We start from the raw sequence: 23,767 nt of genomic DNA, 5'->3' as shown, positions 1-23,767 counted from the left end.
CGTCGACACAAGGCAGCGTTTCAGGAGGATGGAGGTCGTTCGCACAGGCAAGCCCGATGGCCGGGCGGGTTTTTAGCGGCCGTGCTTACGATGGAACCCCCTCCGGGGTTCCCGAACGCGCATTACGGAACGACGAAGCCCCGACTTCCGCCGGGGCTCCGCTCAGGTCAGGGGCTGCGTTAACGGATCAGCGTCACGTGCCCGGTCTTCTCGTATTCAGGGCCTATCACGGTCTTCTCGGCGTTGTCATAGAAGCGGTACTTCACCTTCCAGATGTACACGCCGTCCTGGCTGGCCGTGCCACCGTACGTGCCGTCCCATTTCGCCTGGCTGCCCGTGCCGGAGCTGATCAGCTCGCCCCAGCGGTCGAAGATGTTCAGTTCGATGTTGGCGATGTTCCAGCCGTTGGGGAAGAACTCGTCGTTGTAGCCGTCACCATCGGGCGTGAAGGTGTTGGGAACGTAAATGGCGCTGTTGCAGTATTCCTGCACCAGGATGCTGTCCGTGATGGTGCAGTTCAGCGGGGTTGTGAGCTGCACAACATACCAGCCGTAATCGTCGGCCAGGATCACCTGTGTGGTTTCATTGGTGGGGCTCCATACATACGTGTTGCCCGGGTTCTCGCCGCTGAGCACGGCATAGTGCGGCGGATAATCGAGGCAGATGGTCACCACATCCACCGTCAATTCGTTGGGCAGCGGGTTGAAGACCACATTGATGCTGTCGCGCGTCACGCAGTAGTCGTTGAAGACGTCCACCCAGATGCTGTCGCTCGCATACAGGGTTATTGTTTGGCTCGTTGCCCCGGTACTCCATGTGAAGGCGCATGTGTCGTTCTGTGCATCCAACGTCAGTTCCTGTGTATCGCAGAGCGCGGTGTCGGGGCCCAGGTCCACAACGGGGAACGGAATGAACGTCAGCGCCGCCGTAGCGCTGTCGATGCAGATGGTGGGTGTGGTCACCACCACACTGTACACGCCCGTGGCGTTGTTGACGCTGATGGTCTGCGACGTTTCGCCGTTCGGGCTCCACAGGTAAGCGCTGCCCGGGTTGCCGGCGTCCAGTACGATCGTCTCGCTCACGCACACCACCGTGTCCGGCAGGTTGATCACGGGCAGCTGGTCGAAGACGATGTCGATGGTGTCACTGTTCACGCAGTCGTTGGCGTCGGTAACGACCACCCAGAAGCTGCCGCCCACCGTAGTGGTGATGGCCTGCGTCACCGCCGTGGTGCTCCACTCGTAAGCGCTTCCGGGGTTACCCGCATCCAGCAACCAGTTCTCGCCCACGCAAAGCGAGGTATCAGGACCGAGGGTCACCACCGGCAACGGATCCACGATCACGTTCGTGGTGAAGCTCACCTGGCAACCGATCACATCGGTCATGGTCACGGTGTAAGCCCCGGCCGCGCTCACCGTGATGGTCTGCGTCGTGTCGCCCGTGTTCCAGGAATGCTGCACACCGGGATAACCCGCATCGATCACCATGCTCTCGCCTTGGCACAACGAGCTATCGCTGATGAAGGTGAGGTCGCTGAACTGCACGGTAACCGTCACCGTGTCGAAAGCTGAGCAGTTCACTCCATCACCCACTTCAACGATGTAGGTCATCGTGCTGTCGAAATTGATGGTCGGCGTAGCGGTGTTCGGGAACAGCAGGTACTGGGCGGGCTCCCATTGGATGATGGGGTTCACCGTGTTGAAGGTCACCTCCAACTGCATGCCCATCGCGCTGCACACCGTAGTGTCGTTGCCCGCGCTCACCCCGCCAACATTGGTGACGTTGATGAACACGCTGTCCGTGAGCACGCAGCCGCTCACCGTGTCCGTGGCGATCACGCTGTACCAAACATCCTGCAAGGGTTGCGCGGTCGGGCTCTGCACCGTGCTGCTGCTGAGACCTGTGATCGGATCCCACAAGAATGCCATGCCCACTGCGCCACCCACGTTCGCGTTCAAGGTCACGATGTCGCCTGCGCAAATGTCGTTGTCCGTAGTGGTCACCGTGAGGTTGAGGGCGGCCGCAACAGTGATCTGAACATCACCGGTGGCCGTGCATCCTTCCTGGCTGGTTACCGTCACCGTGTACGTGGTGGTGGCTGCCGGCGTCACCACAGGACTTGCGGCGAACGTGCTGGAGATGGCAGTGTTCGGCGCCCACAGGTAACTGTGGTTGGTGCCTCCGCTCGGGATGGCGTCCAATTGGATGCCGGCCACATCGCAGATCGACGTGTCCGGGGTCATGTTCAAGGTGAACGGCTGGCCCACGGTGATGAACAAACTGTCCGAATACGCGCACTGTGTGTTGTTGTCCGTGCCGTCCACGTAGTACCAGCCCGTGGTGTTCGGCCAGGCCTGTGGGTTCACGATGGCTGCGTTGCTCAGCGATGCTGCTGGTGTCCACGCGAAGGTGATGCCCGTCTGGTCCTCCACCGCAATGGCCACATCGTCCAGTTGCCAGTTGTCCTCACCGGCACCTGTGAAGGCCAGCTGGCGCCAACGGAACCGTGTGCTGGCCGTCATTGCACCCGCAGGGATCGTTTCGTCGATCTGCGTCCAGGTGGGGAACTGGTACTCGAAGTAGGTGTTGATCAGCGTCCAAGCTCCACCGCCGTTCGTGCTGTACTCCAGCACCACGTCTTCTCCCGGGTCTGCGTTGTCGCATGGTGCTATACCATCGCTGATCTTCAGGTTGAAGCGGATGGTGCCGCCCAAGGCCACGTTGAGGTCAACCGTCTGCGTCTCGCGGGTCGGCAAAGGCCCGTCGAAGTGGAGCGCGTTGCCGCCGATGGATCCGCAGACGTTGCTCAGTGCGCCACCGGTGGTGCTGCTCCACATGGCGGGGTTCAGCGCAATGTCCATCGTGTCGCTCACGATGGTCTGGTGGATCTCCAGGTTCAGTTGCACGGTGTCACCCGCGCAGATCAGGTCATCGTCCGTTGTTGCCTCGAACAGGAGCACATCACCGGGCACCACCGTTATGTAGATGCTGTCGATGGCTACGGCACATCCGTTCAGCGTGCTCACGCTCACGTAGAACCATCCGCTGTGGGCCGGAGTGGCTATGGGGTCGGGGAGCGACCCGTCGTTCAATGGCGCATCGGGCCACCAGTTGTAGAGGTACGTGCCGGCCGGAGCGGGCGACACGTTCAACTGCACGGGTTCGTACTGGCATATGGTGGTAGAGCTGGCCGTCAACGTCAGTACTGGAGGATCATCGATCTCCACACTGTAGAAAAACTGTTGTTCGCAGAAGCTCTGGTTCTCATAGCCCGTCACTACGTACACATCGCTCGCAGGCGGCACGAACGTGTAGACAAGGCCTTGGTAGAGCGTGTCGTTCGGGTTGCTGAGAGTGGTCCAGAACGGATTGAAGATCGGCACGGGAGGGCTCAGCGTGAGCGTGCCCGTGCTGTCGAGACCGCAGAACACGCTGTCCACGATCAGTGGTGGCACCGGGGTGAACGCACCCACCGAATACGCGTAGGTCTCAGCGCTTCCGGCGCCGTACACATAGGCGCTCAACCCGCCGGTGCATTCCAAGGTGTGGCTGCCCGGCGGCAGGTCCACCTGGGCATAGCTCATCGTGGCGCACGATGGGTAGATGCTGAACTGTGCCGTGGGCACCTGCACCCCGTCCAGGTACACGCTCGATGTGTTCGCGGTTTCAGTAACGATGTTCAGGAAGTGGTCGGTGATCACGGTGCTCACCACCGTTCCGAACGTGATCCGATCGATCTGTTGTTCCTCGGCGTTCAGCACCAGCAATGCAGGGTCGCCCAAGCTGGGGTTCACCGTGTTGCACGTAACGCCTTCCATGTACTGCGCCACCGCGATCGGGTTGTTGCTCTGGATGCAGTTGGCCGTTGCGTTGTAGTTGTACTCCTGCCAGTCGCCCGCGTTCATAGCTATCGGCGCCCCACCGTTGATGGTCACCAGAGTGCCATTGTCGCGTGCCATGATGCGGTAGGTATAGCCGCTCATCTGGTCGAAGGGCACCGTGTAGTACGTGCGGCCCCACACCGTGGTAGGCAGGTTCTGGTCGTACACGTGGTCGCAGGCTGTGCAAGCGGTCGGCACCTTGGTGCACACGCTTCCGCCGAACACGGCGAACGGCCTGCACGAGCCGCTGGCCGCGGTGCCGCGGATCCAGCTGCCCTGCAGGTCCGTGGCGTCGCTGGCAGCCTGCACTTGGTAGGTCTCCCCACTGTCAAGCTGAATGATCCATGGCGTGCCTGCCACATGCCCACCAGCCGTGTTCGCCGTCGTGGTGATCTCTATCTCCGTGTTGTCCTGCGTGGCCACGATCAGGAACTCGCTCAACAAGTCCGATATACCCGGGTAGCCGTAGTAGGTGAACACCCTGTAGTCCGTACCGAGCGATTGGATGGGATAGATCACTGCGGCGTCGGCCGTGTACTGCTCGAAGTTGATGGCGAACACCGCCACGGTGTCCTGGGTTTCGATCAGGATGGACTTGTTGTCGACCACCTCACTGCCGAAGTGCATGGCCATGGGCACGTTGGGGAACGTGATCGTGGTGGTCACGTTAGCCGTAACGCTGAAGGGCTGCGTGTATCCTGTCAGCGGCATGGTCAGTGTGCCGCTCGTGTTCACCGGGCTGCTCACGAAAATGTCCAAGCTGCTGGCGGCACCGCCCTGATAGCCCTTCATGAAGCCGATCCAGAACTCGGTGCCCATGGTTGGGACCACCCCTTGCTGGGCGTTGGCCTTCGGAACGAATGCGGGCAAAAGGAGGAGGGCGGCGGTAAACCTGAGTGCGCGGATCATGGCGGAAGGGCTTGGAAAAGCGACGTGAAAGTAGGGTGCCCCGGTAAGTGGGCATGGGCATGACGGGCCTTCTTACGGTTTCGTTGCCAACCGGACAGGCCGGAAAAGCGCTACCACACCAGCTCCACCTCCCATCCGGCCCGCACATTGGCCCCGGCCGGATGCACCACAACCCGCTCGGGCTGGCGGTTTTGGCCAAAGGCGCCTGTATCCCAGCGCCCGTTGCCATTCGCGTCCAGCACCAACCGCAACCCGTACGGTTCCGGTGGAAGTCCCGATAAACCAACCTTGGAAGGCAATGTGCCACCGGCCCGGGCGAGCATCACCCGGCCGCTCTGGTCCAACAGTTCAAGGATGTACGGCCCGGCGTAGTCGCCCTGTGGGTTCAGCACCACATGCAATGTGCCCTGCTCCTTGGGCCCGGCCAACCGCACCTCGGTACGCAACGTGTCGTTCGTGCGGCCTTGCCGGTCCTGCAAGGCTCCGGGCAAGAAGGCCAGCTTCAGTCCGCCCCCCGGCGCCTCCTTGTGCGCTGCACGGAAGCGCCGCGCACCCTGCTTCACCAAGCGCACCGGCACCATCACCGAGTCGCGCCGTGCTTCCACCCGCGCGCTGTCCATCACTTCCACCGGCCGGTCGAACTCGAGGAGCACATCCGTTGTGCCCGTGTACCTCACCTCCGCAACGCTCATCGTCCCAGCGGACTTCACCTCCACTTGCGCCGTGTCCAGCAACTGGCCGTCCGCCAGCACCAGCAGCGGCCCACTGGCCAGGCTGTCTTTGCCCGCATACCAGCAGCGTACCGTGTCGCGTGCGGTGTTCCATTCCTGCTCCCAGTCCAGCACCTCACCGCTCAAGCGTTTCGTCTCCAGCGTTCCTGCTGGCCGGCTCAGCGCGAACCGGAATACCCCGTTCGTCCAGCGCGCATCAAGCAACCGCTGCACACTGTCCATCGCTGTGAACACCCGCAGATCCACTTCATCGCTCATCGTGTCCGCCCGCACCAAGGCCGGTTGCTCCGCGAACGCCAACCGCTCATTGGGCAGGTCGTAGCGGTGGTTGCCGTTCTTGTCTTCCAGAGCGAACACGCGGTACTCACCATCGCGCAAGTACCCCACTGTGGCGTGGCCGTCCTTCATGGTGCGCGCAAAACCGGCGCTGCTGCCTTGGCGCACATCCGCAGCGCTGTCGGTAGGGTAGAGGAGCACCTCGAAACCCTCCAGCACTTTGCCCGTGCGCGCTTCGCTCACATGCACGCGCAGCCTTCCTTGGTCTATGACCGGTCCCGTGCTGATCACGAACACGCCACTGCTGTCCTGGTTCCCTTCCGTCAGGTCCACAATGGCCTTCGCGTAATCGAACACATAAGTGGTGTTGGCCGCCAGAGGCGCTTCCAAACCGATCTGCACGCTCTTGTCGCCGACCACCCGCAGCGTCGGTGCCTTCGCCAGCGGCGGCGACACCACGAGGTTCTCCCGCGCGTTCTTCACCTGCACCCGCTCGCTGAACCGCAGCACGATGCGGTCGCCCTTGAACGCCGTGCTTCCGTTCTGCGGCGTCGCATCCACCAGTTTCGGGCCCACTTTGTCCTGGTCTCCGCCCGTCGGCTCGCGCACCTGCGCACAACCCGCAACGAACAGCATGGCCGCAAAAGCAAAGACATGCAGTATCGAGACGGCGTTTGTCACACCATGACCAGCAAATCCCGCAGAGGGACCTGCGGCTTTCCTCTTCAAGCGCAGCGACTCTCGCATTTACCCTCTCTGTGTTCCTCTGTGTCCACGTGACGGCGTCTGTCCCGACGAAGGAAGGAGGGTTTCCATGTACCCCCTCAGGCGCAGCGCCTCGATCTCTCTTCTCAGTGCTTCTCCGTGTCTCTGTGCCTCTGTGGTATGCTCCTTCCTCCATCAATCGAACAATGGCTCCAGCAGCTCCACCATCCTCTCCAGCCAGTGCGCATCCACCTCCGCGAAATCGTTCTCCTTCATGCTGTCGATGTCCAACACACCGTGGATGTGGCCGTCGCGTCCTTTGAACGGCACCACCATCTCGCTGCGTGTCTTGTCGCTGCAGGCAATGTGGCCGGGGAACTTGTCCACATCGGGAACCACCACCGTGCGCTCCTCGGCCCATGCGGTTCCGCACACGCCTTTTCCATGGCCAATGCGGAAACACGCCACCGGCCCTTGGAACGGCCCCAGCACGAGCTCGGCGCCCATCACCCGGTAGAAGCCCACCCAATGCCAGCCGAACGCCTGCTGGATCGCCGCGCTCATGTTGGCCATCGCCGCCACAGGGTCGCGCTCATCCTCCAGCAGGCTCTTCACCTGCGGGAACAACGCGCTGTACAACGCGAACCGGTCAGTGGTGGTGGGCAGGGTGATCGTCTCGCTCATCGCTCTATCGTACGCCCTTCATCGGCGGGCGGCGAAGGTAGCGGGGGCTTCCCCACCGCTTCGTTATCCCGTGGAGTCTTCGGAGCCCGTCCTGACGAAGGTGGGGAGGGCTCCCGCGAGATGTTCGATAACCATCCGCATTGTCCACATCCCAACCCGCCGTAAAGCACAAAGACCCCGTTCCAGGAACAGAGCCCTTGTCATTGTTGTTACGAGCGTAGCGAAGCAATCAGATCTAGTCCCCTGTCATTGCGTGCGAAGCGCGGCATGAAGGGGGCAGGGGGACGACACGACACAACCCGCACCCCGCTGCGGTAGGCGCCACGATATTCCGGCCGCACACGCGTTGTACCGGTGCACTTCTGGCTGGTACTTACCGCACGCGCCACAGCGCTGCCGTTGCACCTGCCCGCTTTTGCCTTTCGGCTTGTGCGCTCCAGCGCTATACCGGCACGCATATGTGCAGTTCGGCATGCACCACCAACAGGCCCTTCTCTTGTTCTGATAATGATGGTGACCTTCGAGAAGGGGGACCTTCTGTCAGGTCCAAGGTCTATGATCGTTCTTCGCGCCGCTGCCGCTCGCGCCCCTCGCCCCCGCGCGAGCGCATGCTCTTGAACGCGCTTTGGGCAGCGTCCTGTTCTGCCACTTTCTTGCTCGGCCCGCGACCGGTCCCGCGCACATTCCCATCGATGACCACTTCGGCCACGTACTGTTTTCCCCGCGGTCCCTTGCCACGTTCTTCGCTGATCCTGAACTCGACTTTCCTCCGGCGCTTCTGGCCCCATTCCAACAGGCGGCTCTTACCGTCGCGGTCTTCCTTCTCCAGCTCTTTCAGGTCGAAGTGCCTGCTGATGAGGTCGAGGACCAACGCTTGGGTCTTCTTGAATCCCTTGTCCAGGAAAATGGCACCGATGAGCGCTTCCAAGGCATTGCCGGGCACACTGGTCTCATGACCACGCGACACCTTGGTCTCCACCACCTGCTCAATACCGATGTGCTTGGCCAGCACACTGAGCTGTGCACGGCTCACCAGTTTGCTGCGCATGCGCGTCAGGAAGCCCTCGCCTTGGTCCGGGTACGTACGGAACAACAAGGTGCCTACGATGGCATCGAGTATCGCATCGCCCAGGAACTCGAGGCGCTCGTTGTTGGGAAGGTCTGGCCGGTCCTCGGGCACCGCGCTGCTATGCCGCATGGCCTGTCGGTAGAGCGCCAGATCGCCCGGGGTAATGCCCAATGTGCTGCGGCACCAAGCCCGCAGCTTGCGTTCCTCGGCGTTCCTGGGGATGGAGAAAAGTGTGCGGAGCAAGGGGAAGCCGTTGGGCTATCCGTTGTACTTGCGGAAGACGACGGACGTGTTGTGGCCGCCGAAGCCGAACGTGTTGCTGATCGCAACGTTCACGGTGCGCTGCTGCGCCTTGTTGAACGTGAGGTTCAACTTGGGATCGATCTCGGGATCGTCCGTGAAGTGGTTGATCGTCGGCGGAACGATGTTGTTGGTCACCGAGAGGATGGTGGCCACGCCTTCCACAGCGCCGGCACCGCCGAGTAGGTGGCCTGTCATGCTCTTGGTGGCGTTGATGTTCATCGCATAAGCAGCGTCGCCGAAGAGGCGTTGGATGGCCTTCAGTTCCTGCGGGTCGCCGATGGGCGTGCTGGTACCGTGCGTGTTGATGAGGTCCACATCGCCAACGCCGATACCGGCGTCCTGCACGGCGTTCTTCATGCAGAGGTGCACGCCCACGCCTTCGGGGTGCGGTGCGGTGATGTGGTATGCGTCGCTGCTCATACCTGCGCCGATCACTTCGCAGTAGATGCGTGCGCCACGGGCTTTGGCATGCTCCAAGTCCTCGAGGATGATGGCCGCGCCGCCTTCGCCGAGCACGAAACCATCGCGGTCCTTGTCGTAGGGGCGGCTCGCTGTTGCGGGATCATCGTTGCGCGTGCTCATGGCGTGCAACGCGTTGAAGCCGCCAACACCTGCCTCGTAAACCGCAGCCTCGCTACCCCCCGTCACCACCGCCGTGCAGATGCCCAAGCGGATATTGTTGAAGGCGTCGATCATGCTGTTGTTGCCGCTGGCGCAAGCGCTCACGGTAACATAGCTGGGCCCGTGCAGCTTGTGGCGCATGCTGATCAGCCCGGAGGCACTATCCGCTATCATCTTGGGGATGAAGAACGGATTGAAGCGCGGGGTGCCATCGCCTTTACCGAATGCGATGCACTCCTCCTGGAAGGTCTTCAGCCCGCCGATGCCGCTGCCCCAGATGACCCCGAAGCGGTCGCGGTCGGTCTTTTCCAGATCGAGCCCGGCGTCCTTGATCGCTTCATCGCTGGCAGCCACCGCGTACTGCGCAAAGGGGTCCATCTTCCGCGCCTCCTTGCGGTCCATGAACTGCTCCGGGTCGAAGCCTTTCACTTCGCAGGCGAAGCGGGTCTTGAACTTGCTCGCGTCGAACTTGGTGATGGGCGCAGCACCACTTACCCCGGCGACCAACCCGGCCCAGTAATCCTTCACGGTATTACCGAGCGGCGTTATGGCCCCGAGTCCGGTGACGACTACGCGCCTGAGCTGCATGAAGTGAGCCCTGGTAGGGCCGGGTTACTTCGCGTTCTTCTCCACGTAATCGACGGCCTGACCCACGGTCTGGATCTTCTCGGCCTGGTCGTCCGGGATGGCGATGTTGAACTCCTTCTCGAACTCCATGATGAGCTCCACGGTGTCGAGGCTGTCAGCACCAAGGTCATTGGTGAAACTGGCTTCCGGGGTCACTTCGTTCTGATCAACGCCCAATTTGTCAACGATGATCGCAATGACCCGAGACTTGATGTCCGACATGGTTGTCCTGTTGTTGGTTGAAAAACAGGGTGCAAAGAAAGGGTTTAAGTGCTTCGGCACTCAGGGTCGTTTGGCCAGAGGCCGTTCACCGGCCATTGTTCACCGGCCATCCCTTCACCCTCAGGTGGATAACATCTCCACTGCCCACGAAGCCGGTATGCCGGATGCAGTTGGGACAAGTCGCAAAGGGGTGCTTCTCTGGATGCCGTTCGGCACCTTCGCACCGGTCTTGTTCATGGCCATGGACCCATGAACACATGGCCGCATGAACACATGGCCTTCCGTATTGCCATCCTAGCCTCCGGCAGCGGCACCAACGCCCAACGGCTGGTGGAGCACTTCGCCGGACATCCCAAGGCCGAAGTGGCCTTTATCGGCACGGACAACCCGCAAGCCGGGGTGATCGCACGGGCGTGGGAACTGGGCGTCGCGCTCTTTCTCTTCGACAAGGCCATGCTCCGCGATGGGCGCTTGCAGGCCGAGCTGACAGCCCAACGCATCGACCTGGTCGTGCTCGCCGGGTTCATGCAGCTCATCCCGGCCGAACTCGTGCGAGCCTTTCCACAGCAGATCATCAACATCCATCCGGCCCTGTTGCCCAAGTTCGGCGGCAAAGGCATGTACGGCGACCGGGTGCACGCCGCTGTGCTGGCCGCTGGTGAACACGAAAGCGGCATCACCATGCACTATGTGAACGAGCATTACGACGAAGGTGAGCACTTGGCGCAGTTCCGATGCCCTGTGCTACCGGGCGATACCGTGGCTTCACTGGCGGAGCGGATCCATGCCATGGAGCACGCACACTATCCGATGGTGGTGGAGGGGTTGGTGCGGTGAGGACCGATCACCGGCCCGACGGTGCGCATCTTCGCCCCATGTCCCTTACCGAGATCGGCAAAGCCTTCCTGATCCTGTTCGCCGTGATCGATGTGATCGGTGGAATACCGTTGATCCTGCAAGTGCGCGAGAAGGCCGGGAAGATCTACCCGCTGCGCGCGGTGCTCGTCAGCCTGGGCATCATGGTGGTGTTCCTTTTTGTCGGGGAGAAGATCCTAGGTGTGGTGGGCGTGGATGTGAACTCGTTCGCCGTGGCCGGTTCGTTCGTGCTGTTCTTCATTGCGCTGGAAATGATCCTCGGCATCAAGCTCTTCAAGGAAGACCACAGCGCACCGGGCCTGCCCAGCAGCGACCCGAAGGTCTACAGCATCGTGCCGCTGGCGTTCCCGGTCATCGCTGGCGCGGGCACCATCACCACCATCCTGTCCTTGCGCGCCGAGTTCCAGACGGTGAACATCCTGGCGGCCATCGTGCTGAACATGATCCCCGTGCTGCTGGTGCTCCTGCTCACGGGCCGCATCGAGCGCATGTTGGGGCGCGTAGGCCTCATCGTGCTGCGCAAGGCGTTCGGCATCATCCTGCTCGCCATCAGCGTGAAGCTGTTCACGCAGAACATCACGCACCTTTTTCCACATACGGTTCAGTGAAAGTCACCGCTTACACCGACGGCGCCGCCAGCGGCAACCCCGGCCCGGGCGGCTATGGCGTTTTGCTGGAGGCCGGCAAGCACCGCAAGGAGCTGTACGGTGGCTATCGCCGCACAACCAACAATCGCATGGAACTGCTGGGCGCCATCGTAGCACTGGAAGCCTTGAAAAGCCTTGGCACTGAGATCACCATAGTGAGCGACAGTAAGTATGTCGTGGACAGTGTGGAGAAGGGCTGGGTGTTCGATTGGGAGAAGAAGGGCTTTGCCAAGAAGAAGAACCCCGATCTGTGGAAGCGCTTCCTGGTGGCGTACCGCAAGCACCGCGTGCGGTTCCAGTGGATCCGCGGCCACAACGGCCACCCGCAGAATGAATTGTGCGATCAACTGGCCGTTGCTGCGCGTGAGCAGCCCGGCCTGCCCGCGGATGAGGCGTACGAACAGCTGGGTGACGAGGGGATGTTCGGGGAGTGAGCCGCTACATTCGCCGCTCCGTCATTGCGAGGAGGAACGACGAAGCAAATGGCCAAGCTCTACGCCACCGTCAACAACAGCAAGGACCCGCTTGTGCTGGAGCGCGCTACGCCCAGCGCACCGTGGAAACTGCCCAAGGGCATCAGTGATATGGTGCGCACCGGGCCCGGTCAGTTCAGCGTGGTCATCGACGGGCGCAGCCACCGCGTGCTGGTACTGAAGGAGGACAAGGAGAACAAGACGGTGCGCATGCGCATTGGCGCGCACACGTACACCGTGCAACTGGAGGACGAGCAGCACCACCTGATGCACGCACTGGGCCTCGACAAGTCGATCGGCGTGGTGGCCAAGGACCTGAAAGCGCCCATGCCCGGCCTTGTGCTGAAGGTGATGGTGAAACCCGGCGATGCAGTGAGAAAGAACGACCCCGTGCTGATCCTGGAGGCCATGAAGATGGAAAACGTGATCAAGGCTCCCGGCGACGCCACGGTGACCGCCGTGCATGTGCAGGAGCGCGTGGCCGTTGAGAAAGGTCAGCTGTTGCTCAACTTCGGTTAGCACCTTTGTTCTGCGCGGCACGATGATGGCACGTGGCGCGCCAACCCGCACAACCATGGAACGCATCGACCGCAAACAGTTCATTCTCCGCACTGCCCAAGCAACCGCTGGCACCCTGATCGGAGGTTCGCTCCTGGCCCGGTCTATTGGGGGCTCGATGGGTGCGGATCCGTTTGCCTTCGCCCAGGTACCCCTGCCCTATCCGCCCGAGGCGTTGGAGCCGTCCATCGACAAGCTGACGATGGAGATCCACTACGGCAAGCATCATGCGGCCTACATCAAGAACGTGAACGAAGCCATTGCGGCCGAGAACATCATCGCGGCCGACGCCAGCGACTTCTTCAAGCAGACGAGCAAGCTGAGCGCCAAGGCCCGCAACAACGGCGGAGGTGCCTGGAACCACAACTTCTTCTGGGAGAGCATGGCCCCGGCCGGTGGTGCACCCGAAGGCAAGTTGCTCGATGCGATCAATGGGACTTTCGGTGATGTGGAGAAGTTCAAGGCCGCCTTCACCGAAGCTGCAATGAAGCGCTTTGGCAGCGGCTGGGCTTGGCTTGTGGTGCAGGACGGCAAACTCGCGATCGGCTCAACGCCCAACCAGGACAATCCCTTGATGGATGTTGGCGACCTGCGCGGAAAGCCGCTGCTGGCGCTCGATGTTTGGGAGCACGCCTACTACCTCAAGTACCAGAACAAACGCAACGAGTACGTGGCCAACTGGTGGAACGTTGTGAACTGGAAAGCCGTGGCGGAGCGGTTAGCCTGACTGCAAACAACCTTGGCACACTTGTCCATTGATGCGGTAGGCCCATATCATGAAGGAAGCGCACAAGGCTGAGTACATGAGCACGCTGATAGAGCCTGCTCTCTTACGATACATCCGGACCGCCATGACCAAAGCGCCCAGTGCTAGCATGATGAACAGGGCGGCTCCAAGTCCGGTTTGCGGCATGTGTGAATTCACGCTCGACTGGAAGAAATAGCTCAATAGTGCCGCCACGAGGTTGGTCACCAAGAGGGCTGCGACAGCGATGGTCGTTGAACGTACCGTGTTCTTCTGGGAACCATGAACCATGCGCATCGGCCCCGCATCACTCCTCCACCAGCTCGATATCGAAATCCACCAGATCCACGAACTGGCGGATACGTTCATCGATCTCATCGCGCGTGAGCGTGAGCAGGCGCTCGGTGCCGAACTTCTCGCAGGCGAAGGATGCCAGCGCGGAGCCGGTGATGATGGCGCGCTTGAGGTTGTCGAAGCTGTGGTCCTGGGTGTGCGCTAGGTAGCCGATGAAGCCCCCGGCGAAGGTGTCGCCAGCGCCCGTCGGATCGATGATGTCTTCCAGCGGCAGCGCCGGGGCGAAGAACACGCGGTCTTCGCTGAAGAGCAGCGCACCGTGCTCACCCTTCTTTACCACCAGGTACTTGGGGCCCATCGCCAGGATCTTGTTCGCAGCTTTCACCAAGCTGTGCTCGCCGCTGAGCTGGCGCGCCTCCGCATCGTTGATGGTGAGGATGTCCACCCGGGCGATCACCTCGCGCAAGGCGTCCATGGCGCTGTCCATCCAGAAGTTCATGGTGTCGAGCACCACCAGCGCGGGCTGCACGTCCATCTGGTCAAGAACCTTCAGCTGCACCTTGGGGTCCAGGTTGCCGAGCATCACGTAGGGTGCGCTGCGGTAGGCTTCCGGGAGTTTGGGGTCCAGCTCCAGCAGCACGTTCAGGCGCGTTTCCAAGGTGTCGCGCGAGTTCATGTCGTAGTGGTAGCGGCCGTGCCAGAAGAAGCTCTCCTTGCCCTTCAGCACTTGCAGGCCCGCTGTGTCCACGCCTCGGCGGCGCAGGTCGGCCAGCATGCTTTCCGGAAAGTCATCGCCGATCACGCTCACCAAACCGAGCTTCTTCACGTAATGCGAGGCCGCCAAACTGATGAAGGTGGCGGCGCCGCCCACGATGCGATCGGCCTTGCCGAAAGGGGTTTCGATGCTGTCGAAGGCTACGGTGCCGACTGTGATGAGCTGCATGGGGAGGGTTTTCTACCGCAAAGGACGCAAAGAGCGCGAAGGCGGAAAGGGGTGGACGGATCGGTGCGTGCAATGAAAAAGCCCCAGCAGAGTGCTGAGGCTTTCGGCTCCCCGGGCTGGACTTGAACCAGCGACCCCATGATTAACAGTCATGTGCTCTAACCAGCTGAGCTACCAGGGAAGGTCCCGATTAAGGGACGGCAAATGTAGCCGGGCAGTGCATTGGCGCAAGCGCTGAGGGACAGGAAAAAGAAAGGGGGCCGACGCCCCCTTCCCTCCTTGCGCTCGCCGCGGCTTACGCTGCTGCCAGCGGGTTCTCAGGCTGCTTGCTTTTGCCCAACAGTTGGAAATCGTTCATGATCACCTCGGTCACGTAGCGCTTCAGACCGTCCTTGCCCTCGAAGCTGCGGTGCACCAGCTTGCCTTCGAGCGCCACAGGGGTGCCTTTGCGGAGCAGGCGGCCCACTTGATCGGCCGTGCGGCCCCACGCCACCACCGTGTGCCACTGGGTGTCTTTCACCCATTCGCCTTGTGCGTTCTTGTAGCTGTCCGTGGTGGCAATGGAGATGCGGGCCACTTTGCGACCACCCGCTACTTCGCGCACTTCGGGGTCGTTGCCGAGGTTGCCGATCAGGCTCACTTTGTTCTTCAGCGTGTTCATGGGTACTTGGTTTTTGGGGTTTGTGTGTTTGTCTAGGTCGGTTTCGTCGTTGACCGGTGCAAACGTTCAGCGGGCCCATTCCGGAAGCCGGATGAAAGCCGGTTATAGCCGGTCATAAGCGATGCTAGCCGGTTGCTTTACGACATTGTGCCCCCCGACATCGGCCGTGAAAGCCACGTCCATCATGGCTTCCCGCTACTTTCACCACCCGAGGCCCGACTGGGCAGCGCCAACCCCACTGGGCGGCGTCTTGCTCCCGTTAGGCCTTAACGATTTGCGGGAACTGACCGACCAGGAACTGGTACAGGGCTGCCTGCGCGAGGACCGGAAGTGCCAAGAGGTGCTCTACTCGCGTTATGCACGCCGCATGTACGCCGTGTGCCTGCGCTACGCACGCCATGCGCTGGAGGCACAGGACGTGCTGCAGGACGGCTGGGTGCGCGTGTTCGACAAGTTGAACTTGTACCGGGGAGAGGGTTCATTGGAGGGATGGATACGCAGGACGATGGTGCACACCGCGATCAGCAATTACCGCAAGAAGAGCTTCCAGATGGAGCGCTTCGGCATGGAGCACCTGCCCGAAGAGCCGGTGCCCGCATCGGCCTTGGAGGGCATGGGCCACGCCGAACTGCTGAAGCTGGTGGACCAGTTGCCCGAGGGCTACAAGCTCGTGTTCAACCTCTTCGCCATTGAAGGGTTCGACCACGCCGAAATAGCGGCTATGATCGGCTGCGGCGAAAGCACCAGCCGCAGTCAACTGGCCAAAGCGCGCCGCTTCCTGCAAGCACGCATCACCGATCGAGAAGTGAAGATCCATGAAGGAGAGACATCCGATAGATGACCTGTTCCGCAAGGGGCTGTACGACAGCGAGGCCACGCCGCCCGCTGACGTGTGGCAGCGCGTGGTGGCCCAGCGCAGTTGGGGGCACCGCCTGCTGGTGGGGTTGCAACGGCGTTGGGCAATGGGCTTGGTGGGTGCGGCATTGCTGCTGACACCCCTGGCGTGGTATGCTGCATCGGCGGAGCATGGGGCCGATGTGGCTCAAGAACGTACCGTGACAAAGGGTTCCGCTGGCGTGAGCGGTTCCGACGCGTCATTGAATGCCAGTGCCGAGGTGGCAGCACTTACTGCTGCGGAGCCCGTGCAGGCGAACGTGGCGCACGAAACGCCGGTTCTTGTTCCGAATGAAGGGAGTGCGTCCACGGCGTCGATGCCGAAGGCGACTGTTGGGACGACGGAAAAGACCAAAGGCGGAAATGAAAGCTCGCGCTCAGCGACGGAACGCCGAACAGCAAATGCTGAGAACCGGTCCTCGGCTCCGGAACGCGGCACTGCGCTTGGCACAGCCTCCACAGCAACATTGAGCGCCGGGGCGCAAAGCGCAAGCGCGAACGATGAACGAAAAGTCCCGGATGAAGCGGCTTCCCAGAACGAAGGCACCGCGAACTCTGCGACCGGAACAGATGCCTTGGTTGCGAACCACACGGCCGAGGATGACTATGTGACCGGGGACATGGTGATGCTCCGGACACGCCTCAGTGATATGGACCGGGAACTGGACAGCATGAAGACCGCTGCCAAACCCCTCGAGACACCCTATGTACTTCCGCATGGCACATGGTGGATGGGGGTGCAGCTCGGATGGAACGAATGGAACGGTGGGTGGAGCGGTGAGGGCCGCTTGGCGGAGGACATGAACGCAAGTGAGACGTGGCAGAACGGTTGGCAAGTCGGGCTTGTCGGCGGGCGCACATGGCGCAGTGGATTGTCCATTTCAGCGGGCTTGGAATACGCGCGTCTCAAGAGCCGTTTTCTGTACACCGGGAGCGGGACGAACTCGTCCGACTCCATCAACACCATGGTCTTGGATACCACGTGGTCGGTGAACGCTGTGGCGCCCGATTCGAGCTATGTGGTGTACACCTACGATATCGCGTATGTCCCGGTTGAGAGCATAGGGGAGAACGTGCGTTACAACGCTACCAACCGCTACGCACTCCTTTCAGTACCGGTGGAGGTGGCATACCAATGGAACTTCGGCCGCTTCACTTTGGCGCCCCGCGCAGGTGCGGCATTCAATTGGTTCATTGGCCGGGATGGCCGCACGCTCGTCGCATCAACCAACGATGGCTCACCACGCCCCGTTGGTCTTTCGGATGCAGGTGCCGCGGATCGTTTCGGGCTTTGGATAACGGGGTCGGCAGGAGTGGATGTTGGCTACGCAGTCGATGAACGCACACAAGTGTTCCTGGGCGGTGGTTACTCCTCGCTCCTTCTTGGCGGGGGGGATCTTCATCCAACGTTGGGCGGTGCGCAGTTGCGGTTGCGGTTGGTGCGCGAGTTCGGGATGAAGCAACGAAAGGCCAAGCTGCCATGAGCATGGGGATCGATATGATCAAGGACCGCCAAGTGTTGTTGTGGGCACTGCTTTGCACACTGGCCTTCGCTCCGCGCACTGCACGAGCTCAACCCCCGTGCTACGGCCTCATCCGTCCGGCATTCACCTATGCGCAGTACGGCCAGACCGTCACGTTCATGGATTCATCCATCACCAACGGGATCGATGTTCAGCGTGAGTGGACTTTGGGTGATGGCACGTGGGTCATGGATTCACTGGACTTCGGACACACCTATGCCGGTTTGGACAGTTACGAGGTCTGCCTAACGCTCACGGACACCAGCAACGGTCAATACTGCCAGACATCGTTTTGCCGCACTGTGCGCACCGATGTGGCAGGGCCGTGCCCGGGCATCGTCTATCCGGATTTCTATCAGGCTGATGCGCAGAGCAACGCCATGCTTTTCCAGAACGCGTCGTCGGGTACGTACGAGGGCATGCTCTGGGAGTTGGGCGACGGCACAACGGACACGGTCCCAGATGTCGAGCACACCTACCTGTGGCCCGGCAAGTATTATGTGGCATTGAACATGTTGGCGTACGACCAGCAGAACCAGAACTATTGCATCAGCAGCATCGAGCGGTGGGTGGATGTGGACGGTAACGGAGCCACTTGCACCGGCCTCTTCGCCAACTTCAGTCCGGCCCCTGTGGGGGGGGCGCTGTGGTCGTTCACTTCGGAAGCCATGACCTCGCTCGCACCCATCGGGGTGGAGGTCTGGACCTTCGGTGATGGCAACATCGGGTTCGGGCCGTACGTGGTGCACGATTTCCCGAGCATGGACGGGGCCTATCAGGTGTGCATGCTGACGGCCGCCACGGACGGACTGACCGATACGTGCTATGCGTACGTGTGCCACACCGTGCAATTGGCGGCAACAGGCATCGACGATCCAGTAGACGGGGCTGTGCGCGTGTGGCCTGTGCCGTTCACCGATCACTTGTCATTGGCGCTGCCGACCGATGGTGCCGTTCAACTTACGCTCACCGATGCACGTGGGGCCGAGGTGGGCCTCGCCGAGGTGGTGCCTAACGGGGATGTTTTCCATTGGGCCGTAGGAGATCTTGCTCCTGGGCTTTACGTGCTGCGCGTGAACAGTCCAACGGGCACTTGGGCACGGCGCGTGGTGCGCGACTAGTCCGCAGCGTCGTAAACGAACCTGTAGCCGGGCTTGCCCTTGTATGTGCCCACCTCTTGGCCGGTTCCGGTCCGGATGTTCGCACGCTCCGGCGGTAGACGGGCTGCGATCAGATACTGGGCAACGTGCCGTGCCCGCAACTGCTCCATGGACGTTACCTGTTGCTGAACGGCATCCGCGCCGATGATAGCAGCGCTCCGCTCTGCCGCCGCACGGCCCACGGTGCTCGGGCTGCGCTCATCCATGAACCGGACGAATGAACTGTCTTCTTCGCTCAGCGCTTCAACGGAGCTGCTATCGGCAGCCGTAAGTGCCCGTTCGCCGAACAGCATCAAGGCTTTTGCCCGGAAGAGGGCCACGGCATCGGCACTCGTTCGTTCGTCGATCACCGGCACCAACGCCACCTTCAGTTCGGGTTTTGCTTGTAGCACTTTGGCCAAATTGTCGAGTGCATTGAGCTGTGTTTTGCCAAGTGTGGTCTGCAGGGGTTCAAAGCGCACCACCTCGAGCTCCGCTGGATCGACACCGTCCACGGCGCGGGCTACCAAATTCACCGGAGCACTCACGGCCTTCAACACCAGGTTCTTCAGCACCTTCCACACGATCGGCCAAGGCTTGAATTCCGGGTCGTTGATGTCCCCGCTAACGGGCAGATCAAGCTCGATGATGCCGTTACGGTCCTTCAGCAGGCTCACGCCCAATCGCAGTGGCAACACCGTGATGTCCTCAGCGTGTTCGTCCACTTTCTTGCCCAGCTTCATGCGGTCGATGCTGATGGCATTGCCAGAATCGATGTGGCCGTTGTGAACGGATGTGGTGCCCGAATAACCCAGTACCCCGTCTTCCACCGGATGGGCTGCATACCACTGCATGTAGGCATCCAGATCGCGGAGCACCAGCTGCTGCACGGTGGCCTGCGCGGTGAAATCCTTGAACGTCTTCGGGTCGATCCGCAGTGCGCCGGTGAGCGTTCCAGTGCCGTTGAGCTGGGCCGAGCAAGCAAGCTGTGCCATGCTGTCCGCCGTGTTCACGCGTGTGCTCAGCAGGCTGAGGTTGTCGATGGAATAGCGGAAGGGCTGGGCCAAGGTGTGATCCATGAAGGCCACGCTACCGTGGTTGAAACTGATGCTGTCGGCGGTGTATTCATTGGCGATGAACTCTTTCGCCAACGTGCTTATGTATTCGGCCAGGAGAACGAACACGTTGCTCGTGCTGGCCGTGGCAACGCTCCCGGAGTCCGCGGTGGCTGTGCCAGTTGTCGAAGCCGCCCGCATCAACCGGCTCCAATTGTCCGTGCTGTCCTTGAACATCTCGTACCGGGCGAATGCACTGTCGATGCGCATGGCGCGCAGTTCGAAGCGGTGATCGCGCGCAGTGAGCGTATCCAACCTCACCTGTGCTGACCCGATGGCGGCCAAGCGCTCGCTCGCTGGGTCGGTGATCTCCAGGCCGTTGATCCCCAGTGCGGCACGCAGGGCGAGCGCGGAAGTGTCCGCCCAGCTGTCCTGCAGGTCGAGGTCAAGATCCAGTTTCCCGGCCATCGCTTTGCAGTCCATGAGGTCCTGCAAGTAGGGCAACGCTCCGGACAGGTCGATCCCCTTGAACAGGGCGTCGATACCGTACAGCGCCTTCTCCGTGTCGATGGTGAACTCTCCGTCCACATTACCACCGGTGTTCAAACGGAAGTCGAGGTCAAAGTCCATCCGGGCGCTTTCCGAAGTGATGCGATTGCACAGTACGTTCAGTCCCAGTGCGCTTACCGGTGCCTTCAGTACATCACTGTCGTATACCACTTCACCATCGGTCACGCGCATATCTTCCAGATCGAAGCGCGTGGGCACCGTGTCCGAGGGATCCGGTGGTGCATCTCCGCTCAGCTCCAGCAGATCGCTGAAGTTGAAGCGGGCTCCGCGCTGTGCCACATGCACGTACGGCTCCACCAGTTCGATGGTGTGGAAGCGCCAATGGTTCTTGTCCCAGAGCGCCCAGAGGTCCCACTTCACGGAGGCCTTTCGCCAAGCCACGAACCTCGCATCGCTCCGGGGTTCAGTGCAGGTCAGCTCATTGATGGCGAAAGTCCCGGTGAACGGGTTGAGGATGAGGTTGCCAATGGTGACCTTCCTATCGATCCACTCCTCACTGTGGGCCTCGATGTAACGCTTCAGCAGGTAGGGCGCCAGGAACGCCAACAGCAGGAGGAGCACTGTCAGCGCTGGCACCAATATGAACAGGACGCGGCGGAGGCGGCGCATGCGTGGGGGGGCAAACTTACCGGGCCGCTGATGATGGTCCGTGCACGGGAAATGGCCGATCCTATCTTAGCCGCGCTCCCATCCCAACGAACCTGAGCGGACCACGAACATGAGCGCGACGACCAAGAAGATCCTTGTCCCCACCGATTTCACCAAGGTGGCCGATTGTGCCATCGATCATGCGATGACCCTTGCTGCCCGGATAGGCGCCGAGTTGCGCCTGTTGCACGTGGTGCCCAAGCAGACCGATGTGGAGGATGCCCGCAAGAAGCTGGCCCTGGAAAGTGAGCGGGCGAAGAAGCTCAACCCGGCCGTACAGGTAGAGGGGCTCGTGCGCATCGGTAGCATCTACGACGAGATCGGTGATACGGCCTCCGAGATCGGTGCCGTGCTGATCATCATGGGCACGCACGGTTTGCGCGGCATGCAGTTCATTACCGGGAGCCGCGCGCTCAAAGTGATCACGAACAGCACCGTGCCGTTCATCGTGGTGCAGGAGCGCAACATCAAGAGCGAGGGCTACCGCGACATCGTGGTGCCGCTTGATCTGGAGAAGGAAACCCGCCAGAAGCTTACACTCGTGGCCGACATGGCCAAGTATTTCAAGAGCCGCGTGCACCTCATCACCCCGAACGAGGACGATGAATTCCTGCACAACCAATTGCAGCGCAACATCCAATTCGCCAAGCAGTACCTGCACGAGCGCAGCATCGAGCACGACGCTGTGATCGCCAAGGAGGACAGCGACGACTTCGTGAAGGCCGTGATCAAGCACGCAGTGAAGGTGGACGCCGACCTCATCGCCATCATGAACCTCGCCCAGGAGAACATTTTCGGCGTGTTGGGGGTGCCCAACGAGCAGGAGATCATTACGAACGAGCCGATGATCCCGGTGATGTGCATGAACCCCATCGCAACCACGGTGAGCGGTGTGCCGGTGATGTTCCAGTAGAACAGGTCAGGCGGCGCGCACGCCGATCACCAGGATATCGTCCACCTGTTCGTGGACGCCCTTCCATTCGTTGAGGGCTTCCAGCAGCATGGTGCGCTGGCGTTCCATCGGCCTGTCGCTGATGGTGAGCAGGAGTTCGCGGAAACGCTTGTAGAGGAACTTCTTGCCCCTTGGTCCGCCGAACTGGTCAGGGTAGCCATCGCTGAAGATGTAGAACACGTCCCCGCGCTGCAATCGTATCCGGTGGTCGGTGAAGTTGCGGCCGTCAAGTTCCGCACCGCCGATGGGGATCTTATCGGGGTTGTACTCGATGAGTTCACCATTGCGCACGATGTACAACGGGCAGTTGGCACCGGCGTACTCCAGGACCATGCGCGCGGGGTCATATGAGCAGAGCGCCAGGTCCATGCCATCGCGCACCAATTGTTGCTCGCGATCCTTGTGCAGGGTGTTGAACGCAATGCGATTGAGGTCCTTCAACACCTCGCTCGGACGCACGTTGCCATGGTCCTTGATGGCTTGATTGAGGCCGTTGTGGCCCACAAGGCTCATGAACGCGCCCGGCACACCGTGCCCAGTGCAGTCCACAGCTGCGAAGACGACACGTTCATCCACCTTGTCGAACCAGTAGAAATCGCCACTGACGATGTCCTTCGGGCGATAGAGGACGAAGCTCTCCGGCACCAGTTCCTTGATGCGTTTTTCCGGCGGCAGGATGGATTCCTGTAACCGCTTTGCGTAGCGGATGCTATCCGTGACGTTCTTGTAGAGCTCCACCACTTTTCGGCTCTGGCGCTCCACTTCTTCTTTCTGGCGCACCACCTCCTCCGTCCGCTCTTTCACCTTGTGCTCCAGGAAACGTTCGCGCTGGCCGAGCTCGTCGCGCATCTTCAACAGCGCGTGCCCCAGTACGTCCTCGTCGCTCAGTGGTACGTATTCCGCGCCGAAATTGCCGGCCGCAACGGCATGGCTGAAGTCCGTGGTGCGCTTCAGTCCGTCCACCAGGCCCATGAGCGCCTGCGTCATCTCCCCGATCTCATCGTTGCGCACCTGCATGCGGGCGCGAGGGAAGACCCCGCGACCAAGTGCCAACAGCACGGCGCGCAGCTTCAACACTGGTCGTACAATGCCGCGAACGATGAAGAACGCGACCAACGTGCCCACCAGTACCAGGCCCAGTCCGAGATAAAGCACGAAGAACTTCAGGTCGTCGAAGCTCTTGATCATGCCATTGCTCAGCTCAAGTCGTTGTGATTCTTGGCGGTCCAACAGCTCGTCCAACCGGTCCTGTACGATCTGGCTTTGCTGGTCCAGTGGTCCGCCTTCTTCGGCAAGATCGTTGCGCTCCAGGAAGATCAACGGGTCGGTGTAGCTCTCCATCGCCGGCAGCATCTCCTTGATGCGGTCGTGCATGGCGAAGAGCTTCTCCATCTCCACGGTGGTGCTGTTGAACATGGCCACCTCATCGGCGCTCCAGTTGGCCGTCAGCGTATCGATCCTATCGAGCAGCCCCGGCAGTTCCTGCGTGGTAATGTGGATGAGAGCGGTCTTCTCAGGCGCCTCCGCGCGGCTCTCCACCAGCGCCCAGTGCTTCACGAGCATGTGCGCATTGGTGAGCAGGTTCCGCATGTGCACCAGGGCATCCACCGACGGACTGTAAACCGTCTCTATCGTGGCGTTGATGGTCCGGCTGCGGTCCAGCGCACGGTTGGTGATCACCACCACCAACAAGGCGAAGAAGATGAACAGGCCGAAGCCCATCCCGATGCGCTTGCCGATGGTGAGCCGCGGTTTGCGCAT

Annotated in this window: 19 protein-coding genes and 1 tRNA gene; 9 read left to right on the top strand and 11 right to left on the bottom strand. The window is 61.2% G+C overall.

The features are described 5' to 3' along the window. Nucleotides 1-179 precede the first annotated feature (179 nt). From IPJ76_07705 to IPJ76_07680, 6 genes are all read right to left on the bottom strand, one after another. A complete protein-coding gene (locus IPJ76_07705; protein QQR88086.1) occupies nucleotides 180-4,790 on the bottom strand; it encodes a gliding motility-associated C-terminal domain-containing protein in 4,611 nt (1,536 codons plus the stop codon). Nucleotides 4,791-4,900: 110 nt separating this feature from the next. After that, on the bottom strand, nucleotides 4,901-6,433 hold the full coding sequence (locus tag IPJ76_07700; protein QQR88085.1) for an Ig-like domain-containing protein: 1,533 nt from the start codon (nucleotides 6,431-6,433) through the stop codon (nucleotides 4,901-4,903). 264 nt (nucleotides 6,434-6,697) lie between these two features. Beyond that, nucleotides 6,698-7,186 carry a GAF domain-containing protein gene (locus tag IPJ76_07695; GenBank protein QQR88084.1) on the bottom strand — a complete coding sequence of 163 codons (489 nt, stop codon included), beginning with the start codon at nucleotides 7,184-7,186 and terminating at the stop codon, nucleotides 6,698-6,700. Between the two features lie 553 nt (nucleotides 7,187-7,739). Continuing rightward, nucleotides 7,740-8,498: a ribonuclease III gene (gene rnc, locus IPJ76_07690; protein QQR88083.1), complete on the bottom strand. Its 759-nt coding sequence runs from the start codon at nucleotides 8,496-8,498 to the stop codon at nucleotides 7,740-7,742. A 15-nt stretch (nucleotides 8,499-8,513) separates the two neighbouring features. Continuing rightward, nucleotides 8,514-9,767 carry a beta-ketoacyl-ACP synthase II gene (gene fabF, locus IPJ76_07685; GenBank protein ID QQR88082.1) on the bottom strand — a complete coding sequence of 418 codons (1,254 nt, stop codon included), beginning with the start codon at nucleotides 9,765-9,767 and terminating at the stop codon, nucleotides 8,514-8,516. A 24-nt stretch (nucleotides 9,768-9,791) separates the two neighbouring features. After that, entirely contained in the window at nucleotides 9,792-10,028 is a 237-nt protein-coding gene (locus tag IPJ76_07680; GenBank protein ID QQR88081.1) for an acyl carrier protein, read from the bottom strand. A 273-nt stretch (nucleotides 10,029-10,301) separates the two neighbouring features. Here IPJ76_07680 and IPJ76_07675 point away from each other — a divergent pair, with 273 nt between their 5' ends. The 5 genes from IPJ76_07675 to IPJ76_07655 are packed head-to-tail and all read left to right on the top strand — an operon-like array spanning nucleotide 10,302 to nucleotide 13,309. After that, complete coding sequence (locus tag IPJ76_07675) at nucleotides 10,302-10,865, top strand: phosphoribosylglycinamide formyltransferase (GenBank protein ID QQR88419.1); 564 nt, start codon at nucleotides 10,302-10,304, stop codon at nucleotides 10,863-10,865. A gap of 38 nt (nucleotides 10,866-10,903) precedes the next feature. Then, nucleotides 10,904-11,512, top strand: a complete 609-nt coding sequence (locus tag IPJ76_07670; GenBank protein ID QQR88080.1) for a MarC family protein — start codon at nucleotides 10,904-10,906, stop codon at nucleotides 11,510-11,512. Further along, nucleotides 11,509-11,985, top strand: coding sequence for a ribonuclease HI (rnhA, locus tag IPJ76_07665; protein QQR88079.1), 477 nt, complete (start codon nucleotides 11,509-11,511; stop codon nucleotides 11,983-11,985). The genes IPJ76_07670 and rnhA overlap by 4 nt, the downstream gene beginning before the upstream one ends. A 48-nt stretch (nucleotides 11,986-12,033) precedes the next feature. Then, the gene (locus tag IPJ76_07660; protein ID QQR88078.1) at nucleotides 12,034-12,543 is read left to right on the top strand and encodes an acetyl-CoA carboxylase biotin carboxyl carrier protein subunit; all 510 of its coding nucleotides are present in this window, start codon (nucleotides 12,034-12,036) and stop codon (nucleotides 12,541-12,543) included. A gap of 55 nt (nucleotides 12,544-12,598) precedes the next feature. Further along, entirely contained in the window at nucleotides 12,599-13,309 is a 711-nt protein-coding gene (locus IPJ76_07655; protein QQR88077.1) for a superoxide dismutase, read from the top strand. 325 nt (nucleotides 13,310-13,634) lie between these two features. On the opposite strand, the gene IPJ76_07650 is transcribed toward IPJ76_07655, so the two are convergent. From IPJ76_07650 to IPJ76_07640, 3 genes are all read right to left on the bottom strand, one after another. Further along, nucleotides 13,635-14,564: a bifunctional hydroxymethylpyrimidine kinase/phosphomethylpyrimidine kinase gene (locus tag IPJ76_07650; GenBank protein QQR88076.1), complete on the bottom strand. Its 930-nt coding sequence runs from the start codon at nucleotides 14,562-14,564 to the stop codon at nucleotides 13,635-13,637. 107 nt (nucleotides 14,565-14,671) lie between these two features. Continuing rightward, nucleotides 14,672-14,745 (bottom strand) — tRNA-Asn (locus IPJ76_07645). Nucleotides 14,746-14,859: 114 nt separating this feature from the next. Then, on the bottom strand, nucleotides 14,860-15,225 hold the full coding sequence (locus IPJ76_07640; GenBank protein QQR88075.1) for a single-stranded DNA-binding protein: 366 nt from the start codon (nucleotides 15,223-15,225) through the stop codon (nucleotides 14,860-14,862). A 283-nt stretch (nucleotides 15,226-15,508) separates the two neighbouring features. On the opposite strand from IPJ76_07640, the gene IPJ76_07635 reads away from it, so the two are divergent. Genes IPJ76_07635 through IPJ76_07625 form a run of 3 tightly spaced genes read left to right on the top strand, consistent with a single transcriptional unit; the run spans nucleotide 15,509 to nucleotide 18,763 of the window. Further along, nucleotides 15,509-16,066, top strand: a complete 558-nt coding sequence (locus tag IPJ76_07635) for a sigma-70 family RNA polymerase sigma factor (GenBank protein QQR88418.1) — start codon at nucleotides 15,509-15,511, stop codon at nucleotides 16,064-16,066. Continuing rightward, nucleotides 16,041-17,603, top strand: coding sequence for a hypothetical protein (locus IPJ76_07630; GenBank protein QQR88074.1), 1,563 nt, complete (start codon nucleotides 16,041-16,043; stop codon nucleotides 17,601-17,603). Before IPJ76_07635 ends, IPJ76_07630 begins: the two co-directional genes overlap by 26 nt. After that, nucleotides 17,600-18,763: a hypothetical protein gene (locus IPJ76_07625; protein ID QQR88073.1), complete on the top strand. Its 1,164-nt coding sequence runs from the start codon at nucleotides 17,600-17,602 to the stop codon at nucleotides 18,761-18,763. Before IPJ76_07630 ends, IPJ76_07625 begins: the two co-directional genes overlap by 4 nt. Here IPJ76_07625 and IPJ76_07620 read toward each other — a convergent pair. Then, nucleotides 18,760-21,015: a DUF748 domain-containing protein gene (locus tag IPJ76_07620; GenBank protein QQR88072.1), complete on the bottom strand. Its 2,256-nt coding sequence runs from the start codon at nucleotides 21,013-21,015 to the stop codon at nucleotides 18,760-18,762. The genes IPJ76_07625 and IPJ76_07620 overlap by 4 nt on opposite strands. 109 nt (nucleotides 21,016-21,124) lie before the next feature. Between IPJ76_07620 and IPJ76_07615 the strand changes: the two genes are divergently transcribed. After that, complete coding sequence (locus tag IPJ76_07615) at nucleotides 21,125-21,967, top strand: universal stress protein (protein ID QQR88071.1); 843 nt, start codon at nucleotides 21,125-21,127, stop codon at nucleotides 21,965-21,967. A 6-nt stretch (nucleotides 21,968-21,973) separates the two neighbouring features. Here IPJ76_07615 and IPJ76_07610 read toward each other — a convergent pair whose 3' ends face one another. After that, nucleotides 21,974-23,767 carry a SpoIIE family protein phosphatase gene (locus tag IPJ76_07610; protein QQR88070.1) on the bottom strand — a complete coding sequence of 598 codons (1,794 nt, stop codon included), beginning with the start codon at nucleotides 23,765-23,767 and terminating at the stop codon, nucleotides 21,974-21,976.

This window comes from Flavobacteriales bacterium (genome assembly GCA_016699575.1).
Taxonomy (GTDB): Bacteria; Bacteroidota; Bacteroidia; order Flavobacteriales_F; family PHOS-HE28; genus PHOS-HE28.
This window is presented reverse-complemented; position numbering and strand designations above follow the sequence as displayed.

Coding starts and splice junctions, on each gene's coding strand:
- IPJ76_07680 (QQR88081.1), bottom strand. CDS start 10,028: ATGTCGGACATCAAGTCTCGGGTCATTGCGATCATCGTTGACAAATTG.
- IPJ76_07670 (QQR88080.1), top strand. CDS start 10,904: ATGTCCCTTACCGAGATCGGCAAAGCCTTCCTGATCCTGTTCGCCGTG.
- IPJ76_07650 (QQR88076.1), bottom strand. CDS start 14,564: ATGCAGCTCATCACAGTCGGCACCGTAGCCTTCGACAGCATCGAAACC.
- IPJ76_07705 (QQR88086.1), bottom strand. CDS start 4,790: ATGATCCGCGCACTCAGGTTTACCGCCGCCCTCCTCCTTTTGCCCGCA.
- IPJ76_07640 (QQR88075.1), bottom strand. CDS start 15,225: ATGAACACGCTGAAGAACAAAGTGAGCCTGATCGGCAACCTCGGCAAC.
- IPJ76_07610 (QQR88070.1), bottom strand. CDS start 23,767: ATGCGCAAACCGCGGCTCACCATCGGCAAGCGCATCGGGATGGGCTTC.
- IPJ76_07660 (QQR88078.1), top strand. CDS start 12,034: ATGGCCAAGCTCTACGCCACCGTCAACAACAGCAAGGACCCGCTTGTG.
- IPJ76_07695 (QQR88084.1), bottom strand. CDS start 7,186: ATGAGCGAGACGATCACCCTGCCCACCACCACTGACCGGTTCGCGTTG.
- IPJ76_07675 (QQR88419.1), top strand. CDS start 10,302: ATGGCCTTCCGTATTGCCATCCTAGCCTCCGGCAGCGGCACCAACGCC.
- IPJ76_07630 (QQR88074.1), top strand. CDS start 16,041: ATGAAGGAGAGACATCCGATAGATGACCTGTTCCGCAAGGGGCTGTAC.
- IPJ76_07620 (QQR88072.1), bottom strand. CDS start 21,015: ATGCGCCGCCTCCGCCGCGTCCTGTTCATATTGGTGCCAGCGCTGACA.
- fabF (QQR88082.1), bottom strand. CDS start 9,767: ATGCAGCTCAGGCGCGTAGTCGTCACCGGACTCGGGGCCATAACGCCG.
- IPJ76_07655 (QQR88077.1), top strand. CDS start 12,599: ATGGAACGCATCGACCGCAAACAGTTCATTCTCCGCACTGCCCAAGCA.
- IPJ76_07615 (QQR88071.1), top strand. CDS start 21,125: ATGAGCGCGACGACCAAGAAGATCCTTGTCCCCACCGATTTCACCAAG.
- IPJ76_07625 (QQR88073.1), top strand. CDS start 17,600: ATGAGCATGGGGATCGATATGATCAAGGACCGCCAAGTGTTGTTGTGG.
- IPJ76_07700 (QQR88085.1), bottom strand. CDS start 6,433: ATGCTGTTCGTTGCGGGTTGTGCGCAGGTGCGCGAGCCGACGGGCGGA.